This is a genomic window from Cedecea sp. NFIX57 (genome assembly GCF_900177785.1).
In the GTDB taxonomy this organism is placed as follows: Bacteria; Pseudomonadota; Gammaproteobacteria; order Enterobacterales; family Enterobacteriaceae; genus Cedecea; species Cedecea neteri_C.
Map to the genome: position 1 here is coordinate 1 of NZ_FXAS01000060.1, position 11,125 is coordinate 11,125.

The 11,125-nt window shown below is 45.6% G+C and carries 11 protein-coding genes; 9 read left to right on the forward strand and 2 right to left on the reverse strand.

The features are described 5' to 3' along the window. Window positions 1-1,410: 1,410 nt before the first annotated feature. Window positions 1,411-2,028, reverse strand: coding sequence for a helix-turn-helix transcriptional regulator (locus tag B9Y90_RS24740; protein WP_085542974.1), 618 nt, complete (start codon window positions 2,026-2,028; stop codon window positions 1,411-1,413). 688 nt (window positions 2,029-2,716) lie between these two features. Then, window positions 2,717-3,475, reverse strand: a complete 759-nt coding sequence (locus tag B9Y90_RS24750) for a winged helix-turn-helix domain-containing protein (protein WP_085542976.1) — start codon at window positions 3,473-3,475, stop codon at window positions 2,717-2,719. 1,348 nt (window positions 3,476-4,823) lie between these two features. On the opposite strand from B9Y90_RS24750, the gene B9Y90_RS24755 reads away from it, so the two are divergent. From B9Y90_RS24755 to traE, 9 genes are all read left to right on the forward strand, one after another. Next, window positions 4,824-5,741 carry a LysR family transcriptional regulator gene (locus B9Y90_RS24755; RefSeq protein WP_085542977.1) on the forward strand — a complete coding sequence of 306 codons (918 nt, stop codon included), beginning with the start codon at window positions 4,824-4,826 and terminating at the stop codon, window positions 5,739-5,741. Between the two features lie 174 nt (window positions 5,742-5,915). Further along, window positions 5,916-6,997 (forward strand): IS3 family transposase gene (locus B9Y90_RS24760; protein WP_139827495.1). Its coding sequence is split into 2 segments (ribosomal slippage): window positions 5,916-6,177 and window positions 6,177-6,997, totalling 1,083 coding nucleotides; the frame shifts between segments, so codons are not numbered across the junction. Between the two features lie 547 nt (window positions 6,998-7,544). Next, the gene (locus B9Y90_RS24765; protein ID WP_085542978.1) at window positions 7,545-7,946 is read left to right on the forward strand and encodes a relaxosome protein TraM; all 402 of its coding nucleotides are present in this window, start codon (window positions 7,545-7,547) and stop codon (window positions 7,944-7,946) included. Between the two features lie 196 nt (window positions 7,947-8,142). Next, window positions 8,143-8,883 (forward strand): helix-turn-helix transcriptional regulator, encoded by a 741-nt coding sequence (locus tag B9Y90_RS24770; RefSeq protein ID WP_176227927.1) that lies wholly within the window; start codon window positions 8,143-8,145, stop codon window positions 8,881-8,883. Window positions 8,884-9,135: 252 nt separating this feature from the next. Next, on the forward strand, window positions 9,136-9,321 hold the full coding sequence (locus B9Y90_RS24775) for a hypothetical protein (RefSeq protein ID WP_085542980.1): 186 nt from the start codon (window positions 9,136-9,138) through the stop codon (window positions 9,319-9,321). A 146-nt stretch (window positions 9,322-9,467) separates the two neighbouring features. Beyond that, the gene (locus B9Y90_RS24780) at window positions 9,468-9,722 is read left to right on the forward strand and encodes a hypothetical protein (RefSeq protein WP_139827496.1); all 255 of its coding nucleotides are present in this window, start codon (window positions 9,468-9,470) and stop codon (window positions 9,720-9,722) included. A gap of 87 nt (window positions 9,723-9,809) precedes the next feature. Then, entirely contained in the window at window positions 9,810-10,148 is a 339-nt protein-coding gene (locus B9Y90_RS24785) for a type IV conjugative transfer system pilin TraA (protein WP_176227928.1), read from the forward strand. A 12-nt stretch (window positions 10,149-10,160) separates the two neighbouring features. Next, complete coding sequence (gene traL / locus B9Y90_RS24790; protein WP_085542983.1) at window positions 10,161-10,466, forward strand: type IV conjugative transfer system protein TraL; 306 nt, start codon at window positions 10,161-10,163, stop codon at window positions 10,464-10,466. Window positions 10,467-10,477: 11 nt separating this feature from the next. Beyond that, window positions 10,478-11,047 (forward strand): type IV conjugative transfer system protein TraE, encoded by a 570-nt coding sequence (gene traE, locus B9Y90_RS24795; RefSeq protein WP_085542984.1) that lies wholly within the window; start codon window positions 10,478-10,480, stop codon window positions 11,045-11,047. Window positions 11,048-11,125: the final 78 nt, after the last annotated feature.

Here is an 11,125-nt window from a genome sequence, read left to right on the forward strand (position 1 = left end):
GGCCAGCCCGTCTCCCCCGGACGCACAACCTGCGGGAATGCACTGTGAAATCACTGTCGGCAGAGCCAGAATACGGCTCTCCGGAGAACTGACCCCCACGCTGCTGCGAACCCTGCTGCGCGAGCTGAAAGGAGCGGGCAAGTGATCTCACTCCCTGCCGGTACCTGTATCTGGCTGGTTGCCGGGATACCGGGAACGTGCTGCGAGGGGTTGCGAGAGGCCGGCATTATACTTTACCAGTTTCAGAACGGGAAACGTGCCGCAGTGCACCTGATGGACGCTGAGGCGGAACAGGCAGGCACAGTCGGCCGCACTGGGCTGCCCAGCAGGAACACCCGTAGTCTCTCCTTTCCACCGCCGGTCTGTTGCAGACTAGCCGGGTGTTGTTGTGCCTGTTTCTCCGTTTACCATCAGGGTCCCCCGCGAATCATCTTTTGATATATACCCGCGTGCAAAAACATATTGGGGATTACCCAGCTTTTTTGGCATGTGACGTGAATGCTGTCCTCCCGGCAAATGTTCGAACTCGTGCGCAAAAGCCATATCGGCGCTTCCCTGTTTTGCACAAACTCACCGTGGTATAATCAAGCTCAGAGTGGCTGGCACTTGTCGGCGGCGAAATACAGCTGGCGAGCCCGTAAGACATATCGTCCTATGGGGGCAAGTAAAGCAACTACATCCGCCTATCGGGCGTCACGCAATTCAGATACCATTTGCCAGTCGGATCCCCGAACGAAGACATTTTTGCTCCAGTCGAAAATTCCCCCTTCTTTCAGCAGCGCTGTGATTTCTGTCTGTTTCAGTGCGCCCAGCTTATCAACCCTGACCGCAATACCTGTATTACGGAACTCGGTGTTGAGGGCTACAGGGGGAGAATGGCAATTTTGCAGGTAGTGTATTATCTTCACCGGCTTGCCGGAGTCACAACAGCCACCAGTTGAAACGGCGACAGAACTACTTATTTTCTCTGCGTGGAGATGAAATAGCTCAGTCAGTGGTGGGGCATGACTTATTGTCGCCTTACCGGGGCTGGCTGACTCAATAATGTAGTATCTGTTCTTTCAGATACACAGAGCTTGCCAGGTGAAAACCAACTGTGCTGTCTCCCGGTATGCCTATGAAAGTATAAATCGCCCGGCTATCAGGTTGGGCACCATAAAAAACAGGGTAAATTCGGCCACCAATGGCGCCAGATGTCGTGCATCTTTGCAAAATGGCATGTGATGGATATCATTGTAATGACCGAAAAAATTACCCAAGCACAGACTGTGGCAGGTCTTGAGCAACATACAATAGTATTAAATCCACTCTGCTTATTCACCCCCATTCAATTTGTTTGAATGTCGCTCGCCAGGCTGTTTTATTCGATAATAGTGCCTTTGCAGTCTGTTTCTTTGTGCCTAAAAAAGATCAGCGTGCATTCAAACAAAATGGGACATAATGTTCGCGGAGCATGAACACGATGAGCTGAGACAGATTTTTCATGCCGAGATAAGCTGAGACTTTTCTCAGGTTGTAGTAAACGGTTTTAGGTGAAAGATTCATTCTGGAGGCAATACAATCGATAGACTCTCCCTTACAAACCCATTCCAGCATTTGTGCCTGTCTCGGATCCAGATAGCCCATCTTACGCCTGTTTTCATAGTACGTGACTATGTCATTAAAATTATTGACCGCGGAGTTTAATGCCTTCAGACTTGAAATAAGTGATTCAATAGAGTCTTTAGTAGATAGGATCCATGGGCAGCACTCCCCGTCAGATTGTTGAGCTGGCTTATTATCATCAATAATTATGATATGCATATCAGGCTTAACGGCATTTACCCTTCTTAGATGATTCAACAGATCAGAGAAACTACTGAAAAGTATTGCATCAATGATATACAGAACGCCCATGTCGGTTGAAAAAAAACGCTCTGTGCAGAATTTAAGTGTCACTTCAAGAAATGGCACATTAGTCCGTATAAGTACACGACTGTTGTTGCCATACCGGTACTCGGTTATGTCAGGGAATTTTTGATATGCCATTTCATTCACTCATGTCATGCGAACTGCTATGCGTTAATGAGGTGTGCTAAAGTCCGTTCACAGTACAGGAACTGACATAATAGGCACCTCTCTTGGACGCATTAATGTTCTCAAAAAGAAAGTCTTTATGAAATGTTAAACTGATTTGATGTCATTAATTAGTTTTTAATTTCAGTTTTATTTTATTTTTTAACTTTTTATACTTTTTGTGGTTAGGTTATTATGTTTTTGCTTTATTAATTCATGGGATTGCATACCAGAACAGGAGAGTATAGGTTGCGAATGAGGTAGGAATTGTGGAGTGTTTTGTCAAGAGCAATAACAGTGAAGGGGCTTAATATGTATCGTACATACAGAGTATCAGGCAGGTTATCGCCGGTAAGGCTCTGTACTGAGGCTTGCTTAATATCATAGAAGACCTGATCATAGGACACAGTGTGAAGTGAGATTTTAATTATTTTCTGGACTGTATAAGTATCACTTTGTGTATGGAAAATACCGTTGACTGAGATATAACCCTGTCCATCGTCAAGCATGAATGTATAAATGCCACTAAACGTGGGGTAGGTTTCATTATCACCAAAAACAGAATTTATTTGACTGCTGCAATGAATTAGAACTTTATGTGTGCTTTTTATAAAATAGAAAGCCATAATGACGACGATAAATAATGCGGTTAAAGACAGTGTTAGTCTATTTTTCCTGCAGAAAAATAAGTGTTGTCGCATGTGTGATTTTCCTTCATTTTTTTACAATATGAATAAAATTGCTTGGTCTCGTAGACATTATCGTGACCGTTGGTGTCAGGGCGTTGAATATGTATAAGTACCATGTCGTCGGCATCACAACGTAGACCATTTTTAGTGATAAATTCATAAGCCTTTTTTTGATAGTACATTGAAACAGTCTGTGATATGTCAGGATTCATTATGTAAACGTGGCAACCTTTAATTGTGCTCAGTGTATACCAGTTAATGTCACTTTCTTTCCCCGTATTAAAGAAAAATAAATATATAATGGTTGTAAGTACAGCGCAGAAAATAATAATGTAACAAATAGTATTGTTTTTATTTTTTTTCCACTTTATTTCTTCATTTTCATTGTGAATGGTTTCTGATATCCCGGTTGTTTGTGTAATCGTTGCGTTAAAAATAAAACCAAGTTTTGGCTTCGTGATCAGTACGTCATCACCAAGGCCATAAGAAGACAAGATTTTTCTGAGATAACTCATTTGAGTCGCCAGGGCTGTTCCTGATGGTGTCAGGTCGTGCATTTCCCACACATGATAAAAAATTTCTTCACGTGTAATCAGTCTGTTGCTGTTTTTAACAAAGTAGGTCAGTAAACGCAGTGGCACGGCAGAAATGATAAGTTGCGTGGATTCATCGTCTGGGGTCGTGATACCGGACTGTGTTACTATAATTTTATTATCTACAGAGTATTGCATAAGTAATCATTTTTAATAGAAAAGTATGTTTTCGTGTGGGTGACATCCTGGGGATTTGCATGCATCCGGTCACTTTGCATCATATTGATGTCTGGAGTGCATCGTCTAAAGTCGCCTTCGTGTGACATCATACCCCCTGACTTGTATTGAGAACGGTACGATATAATCAGATAATTCATTGTCAGATTCCCGTGGTTGACAACGTTGTCGGTCATGGGCCCTAGTGTATATGTATCGCCTGTGTAACCGGCAAATCGGAACACTAAAATATTAGCAGGGTGGCCAGAATATGCTGCCCGAGACTGAGAAAACCGTCCCTTTATGATCACCTGCGTGCGATCCGAATACCATGTTTTACCTGACTTTCCGGGAGTACTGATTCTTAACCTGATGATCTTTTTTTGTTAAATGAGAAAGTCGCCGGACTCTCTTCAGAAATATTTGCGATTAATGAGTCCAGAAACCGGCAGGAACTCAACGATTAGCAGACATAATCACCTACATTAAAAAAATTGGGACGATGAGCCAGAAAGATCGTTGATTGTTTTCAACTTGAAAATTTCTAAATCAAAGTACCGGGCAAGCATATTGTATCATTCCAGAACGCTTGTTTCTGTGTGCCAGCAAGCTGAATTCAGAGTTTTCCGGGCTTCTTTCCCGGCGCTCTCAATAGTATTGGCATGCCTCTTGGTCCTATATTAACGTGGAAAAGGGTACGTACAATGATAACTATGTCGGATAACGTTGCTGCTTTTTGTCTGTATGATTTCTGCATGGAGGGGAACTGGTCTGTCTGTTAACGCAGGTGCAGACAGGCAGAAAACGAGGTTGTAGCTTATCAAACCCTGTTTATTACCACGCGAGCCGGTGGGGGAATAGTAAAAAGTCATCCTCATAGAAAACAGAGACCAGTCGTTAAACTCATGTTGAATGATCGATCATCAGCTTTAGTATCTCTCAGGTAGAACCGGACGTTATCGACAGTGATGCCGTGCTTCACCGATATTGCCTGACCAGCATCATATTTGATCAAGAAAAGGGGTATATTAATATAGATGTGGGCTCTTAAAAGCAAAAAGATGCGCGCGATCTGGTGCCTGAGCGGACATAGTATTCGCCTCTGCCCTGGTGATGTTTATTTCCGTTTACCACCCTGATTCCGTTGGTTTGCTCGGTAACTTCTTGTGGGGACTAAAAAGGTGAACGGTAATAAATGGACTTCGTGTGGTAAGAATTGTAATCGACGGAGATGAATAAGTAACGATTACTTTGTGCCAATACCGTTGAGAAGAACACATGGACATTGAATACTTGTTACTCATTGAAAAATCTGTGGAACTCATGAATAATGGCCAAGCTATCACTTGACGCGCTGAAAATCATAAACCTAATTAAGCTTACAGGTTCGTTTTCGACAACCGCTAGGCTCATGAATAAAACACCTTCCGCGATATCATATCGGGTGATTTGTCTTGAGCGAAATTTAGGGGTGAAATTGTTCGACCGCAATGGCCCGCTTATCTCTCTTACAAAGGAAGGAGAAAATATTGCGACTGAAGGTGAATGGATCCTGAAGGCAATTGATAATCTTGAATGCAAGTTAATGATAAAAAACCCAAGGAACCCGGTGTTTAACTTGGGCGTGAGTGAATCATTCTCTATTAACCTGTTGGGAAGGTCATTACATGACTTTTCGGTTAAATACCCAAAAATAAAGATAAAAATAAATAAAATGAAGGATGGTTCAGAATGGGGTGATTTGGAAAGTTCAAAGTTGGACTTTGTCATTTCCAACATATCATGTCCTTCCCAGGTTGATGTGAAAAGTAAATTTATTGGAGAGAATAAATTAATATTTTGTGCGGCGCCAGAATATATTGAAAGAAATCATAAAAAAATTTGGTGTCAAAAAGATGCAGAAGACGAGTTGTTAGCGATAATTACAAACAGCAGTCTGGATTCACACGTCAGATATGATATTACACAACTTAAAATAAAAAATAAAATTCTCGTTAATGATTTTTTTACACAGTTTTCTCTGCTCGAGGAGGGATATGGAATCGGTATTGTGCCTATGCTTGCTGTCAAGAAACAACTCGATAATCAAACACTCAGTATTGTTGATCTGGGATATGAACTTGGGCGGGAACCCGTTTGGGTTGGATGGGAAAACCGTAACCCGTCTCGCTATAAATCCTGGTGGATAGAAGAGCTGGATAAACTGAAAATAGCCATTCAGTTTGATGAACAGGATGCGGTACAGTGAAAATATAACTGTCTGTATAGGTCAAAAAATGCGCTGTTGTGACCCGATCTGGATTCCACATGAGTTATCAATTTCGTGGTGTCATCACGTAGGGTGATCTCTTCCCTGAAAACAGTACCAGTCTAAACTGAAGTATCCGGTCTTTCTTTCATCAAACAAAGAGGCCATTCCGTCATGAAAAAGACCCGCTATACCGAAGAGCAGATCGCGTTTGCGCTGAAACAGGCAGAAACCGGCACCCGGGTGGAGGAAGTGTGCAGAAAGATGGGCATTTCTGAAGCCACTTTTTACAACTGGAAGAAAAAGTTTGGCGGGATGGGCGTGACAGAATTGCGCCGTCTACGGCAACTGGAGGATGAAAATCAGCGGCTCCGTCGTCTGGTGGCAGACCTCAGTCTGGACAAGGAAATGCTCCAGGATGTCATTCGAAAAAAGTTCTGAGGCCCGTCCAGAAACGGGAAGCTGTGACTTATCTGCTGGACGCCTACCGAATTGGTTTGCGCCGTGGCTGCCGTCTGATGATGCAGAGTCGCACGGTGTACAACTACCGTAGCTGCCGCGATGACAGGGCCCTGACTCAGAGGATAAGAGAGATTGCAGCAGCGCGAGTTCGCTACGGTTGCCAGCGCATTCATATTCTTTTACGGCGGGAAGGCTGGTTAATAAATCATAAGAAAACCCATCGGATTTACTGCCTGGAGCGGCTGAACCTGCGGTCAAAACGCCCACGGCGTCACGTGACTGCCAGGCACAGGCGTATCCGCCCGACCGTGACCGCTGTGGATCAGTGCTGGAGCATGGATTTCGTTGCTGATAATCTGTTCAACGGACGCAGGATCCGGACCCTGACTGTAGTCGATAATTTTAGTCGTGAATGCGTGGCGATTGAGGTAGGCCAGGGACTTCGCGGTGACGATGTGGTCGCCGTGATGGAACGGATCAGGCAGACACAGCAGCGTGTACCACAGCGGCTACAGACGGACAACGGCAGCGAATTTATCTCGAAAACGCTGGATCGCTGGGCGTATGAAAACAGGGTAACGATGGACTTCTCCCGCCCCGGGAAGCCCACTGATAACGCCCTGGTTGAGTCATTTAACGGCAGCCTGCGTGATGAATGTCTGAACCTGCGCTGGTTCCTGTCACTGGAAGATGCTCAGGAGAAGGTCGAGTGCTGGCGACAGGAATATAACCAGCAACGACCTCATTCATCATTAAACAACCTGACACCGGAGGAATTTATCCGAAGTCTATAAAAAGGTCCGGACCTCTGATTTAACCTGGCATCGATATTGGGAAGGGATCAGTTTTCAGATAAGTTTTAGTGTTTATATACTGAATGGCAATCGCGTATGAGCAGCTAACTTTATTAATAATTTAAGGGACTAAAGTCATACAGATAGACCATATTCCCGCCATTATTCTGGCACAAGCGAGACAGGTGACGATGGTATTTTAAGACCCGGCTCATTGACCTGGTAATTACCACACCTGACGCAGGACTTAAAAATCCTGCAGGATCCTGTGAAAATAATGAGTTAAAATGAAATGGTGGCGCTCATATTCAAATATCATGCAGTAATAAGACTCTACTTAGAGTCCTGATGCGACTCCAATCAGACTATCACAACAAAAACATAGAATTATAATGAGTAAAGTCTAATTCAGACTCTGATATGATGTATACTTTGTAACTAGGCTCTAAATCAGACTCCATGATAAATTGTGACATAGAGTCTGATTCAGTCCGTCTTTAAACCGGAAGACGAACGTTGAAATAATGAATATAAGAGAGATGAGAGCATGCCAAGAGCACAGGTCTACATTGATAAAAATAGTTATGAGCGGGTTCATCAGATTGTGGAAGAAAAAAGGAATGACGGAGCTGATTTCAGCCAGGCAAATATTTCTTCAGTCTGTGGCATGCTTCTTGATCTCGGCCTTCGAGTCTATTCTGCTCAAAAGAAAAGAGAGACTGAGGGCGAAGAAAATAGAACCGATAACGATGCGGGGCAGGCTGATTTTAATCGGATACTGATGGATTATATGCTGAAAACCAGCTATGCATCGACGATGCTCCTCCGTATGGTTAGTGAGATTGATGAGGTGAAATCCCACGGGGGATACCAGTTTGAATCAATCAGAGCTGAAATACGGCGAAACTCAGCTCTTCAGCTGGGCCGGATTTTTGGCGCTGGCGGCTGAACATTGTTTCAACCACCAGATCTTAATGCGTATTCTATGAAATTACAGCCTGTACAGAAGAATTCTCTTAAATAGCAGTCAAAAATAACCATAACTCTTGCAATAAATTTTCTCGACCTGCATTTTGTTGAGGGTATATATTTTAACTTTAGCACGCAAACATAAGATGCATCCCCTGCACAATAGGAGGATGGTTATGGCTGTTCTCGATCCTATGGATCTCTCTGCCGGATCACAAGACTTCCATCATGATTTTTATGAGTTTTATAAAAATCACAGTGGAATATGGTACATAAAATCCGCAGGCCACTATTTTATGGATTGCAGTATTGCGTTTTTATCCCGATTTTCCCCACAGATAACCCCCGTTGCCGGAATGACGGATCGGAGCGTTTTTGCTGCGCCAGAGCATAATATCAGGTTGATGCATGAATTTGAGACACGAACTGTGGCGCTCGGGGAAGAGACGGTTCTTTTTTCATGGGGATATTTCACTGACATCAATGGTGTTAAGTCATTTATCGTCAGGCTGGTTCCCATTCTGCTTGCAGGGAATAAATGTACCTTGATTTTTCTCACCGAACTTTCATCTCTTCATCAGGTCACTGACTGGCTTCCGACGGTTATTCCGGAACTAAAAAAAGCCTCCCTTAACATTATTGATTCAGACAGATTCACCGGGGTATCACCTACATCTGTTTTGACCAGGAAAGAGTGGGTTGTAGCCTGGTTAACGATTGCAGGTAGATCCAACCGGTGGATAGCTGAATACATGAAAGTATCCAGGCAGGTTATAGATCGACATCTCAGCAGTATCTACCTGAAGCTTAATCTTTCTAACAGGGATGCACTTTTGCACCTTTCTGGACACTATGGCTGGCTTAATATTATTCCTGAACAGTTTGTTTCTGAGCCCACGTTATTGCCTCTTGAATAGGTCCAATATGGTGGAGATGCTCCCTACTGCCTTGCAGTAATAAAAACAATTTAGGTGATTGCAGTAATCTGGAAATTGACTTTTATCAAAAACTCAGCTGATAGAAAATATATGCTCTCGCACAAAAAAGATACAATCCTATTTGATTTATAGACATAGACACACTGTATAAATTCACAACGGGCAGATGCCCGCCCTTTAAAAGCCCCTTTTTTATGAAAGTATTTCTCTACTTAACTAGGAGAAATGTTTATGACCACACCTATCAACGATCCTGAACACCCGGCCAACCCCCCGGTGGAAACCCGCTTTTTGCTGACGCTGACAACGAAGAAGGACGTGCGCACTCGCAGTGCTGAGGCGCGACTTCGGCTCTACCATAGCCTGAAGACGATCCCCGTGCTGACCGGTGATCCACGCGACATCATGACGCTGTAGTGTTCAGCCCGGCCACTGCCCGTCCCCAAAACATGTTTTTTGCACCACCCGCTTTTTATTCCCGAAAAAGCGGCGGGCTTCCCTTTGCCCGAACCCCGTCGGGGCATTCTGGCCCCACGACAGGTGTGACACCCTAGGGCGGTAGCATGTCTGTTTCCTGGCGAGGCTTCTCTCTTATTTTGGCTTTCTCTCCCGGCTTATTTTCACTGGAGGTTCGTATGTCCCCGGAAATAAAACACTGGCGTGAACAGGTGATTGCATTCTCGGCGCTGAAACTGCGCTATCGGCATCTCTATCGCAATGAACATGCCCGCAGTCGCGATATTGCGGACCTCCTGGTGCAGATAGAGCCGTACCGGGTGAGGTGCCCGTCGGGTAAAGCCGATTTACGGCGCCCCTGAGACACCATTTTTACCGTGGGCAGGGTCGCCGGTCCGCTGTAACAACGTTGTTTTAACTCACTGTTTCAGAAGGATTCAATAATGGAAGTGGTACTGAGTCATCGCGGCGCTTTCTTCGCCGTGAAACAAAAGGTGTTGCGCCGGAAGGTGGCGCACGTCCTGGTGATGGTCCTGCTGGCCTGCGCGCTGTTCCTGGTGCTGCAGCATGGGGCGTTTGCCGCCGGGGCAACCAAAGACCTGCTCAAGGTCGGGGATGATGCGGTGAAGGGCACCTTCGGGCAGGACTCCTCCTTGATGAAGTGGCTGCTGATTGGGGAGGTGGTGGTGGCCATCGCCACCTATATCGGGACCCGCAGCTTCAAGGTGTTGGGCGGCATTATCGTGCTGTCCGTGTTCATCAACGTGGCGTTCGCCATCATCGGATAAGAGGAAAGCACGGTGCCGGGAGATGAACTGAAAAAATTTCTTTTCCCGAAAACGCTCGGGGAGCAGATGCGGGTTTTCGGCATGCCGCTGGATGAGTTTATTCCCTCTGTTCCCCCGTTTCTGATTGCCATCTGGGAGAAGCATGCCCTGGGCGGGCTGATTTACGGTGTGCTCGCCTGGCTCTTCATTCACTGGCTCAAACGGGGGAAGGGCAGCATGTGGCTGTACAACCTGCTCTACTGGTACCTGCCGACGGAACTGTTCCGGGTGGTGTACCGCAAAATTCCCGGGTCCTGTTTTCGGCAATGGATTAAATAAAGGCGGTAACCATGTCCTTAAAAGCGAAGGTCTCCGGTGGCAGGGTGGTGGGGTACCTGATTGTCAGCCTGTTCGGCCTGTTGGCGTTGTCGATAACTGGCAATATCTATCTCGGAGTTACCAACCACTCTCTCGTTAACCAGCGGGAGAAAATCGTGGTGCCGATGGCGTTTAATGCCCCGTTTGTGGTCTCGGAAAAACAGGCCAGTGCGCCCTTTCTGCAGATGATGGCCCTCTCCTTCCTTTCCCTGCGTCTCAACGTCTCGCCACAGACGGTCGACCAGCAGCATGTGTTTTTGCTGTCGTTCGTCCGCGCCGGGGCGAGGGAGAGATTTGCCCCAGTGCTGACTCAGGAGGCGAAGCGCATCAAGGACAACGACGTGACGTCGGCCTTCTATCAGGACGCTATCCAGGTGTACCCGGCGGCCGGGGTGGTGGATATCCGGGGCGTGCTGAAGACCTGGATTGGACACAGCCAGCCGCTGTCGGAAATTCGTCACTACCGACTGATGCTGGATTACCGGGCCGGGGTGACCACGATAGAGAAGTTCATTGAGGTAAATGTGTTCTGGTCAAGTTAATCAGGACACTTTTTTATCAGACATCTGTTCATAGCGTACCGGAGATATTTCCCCGTTCGCCGTATGATTTCTGTCAAG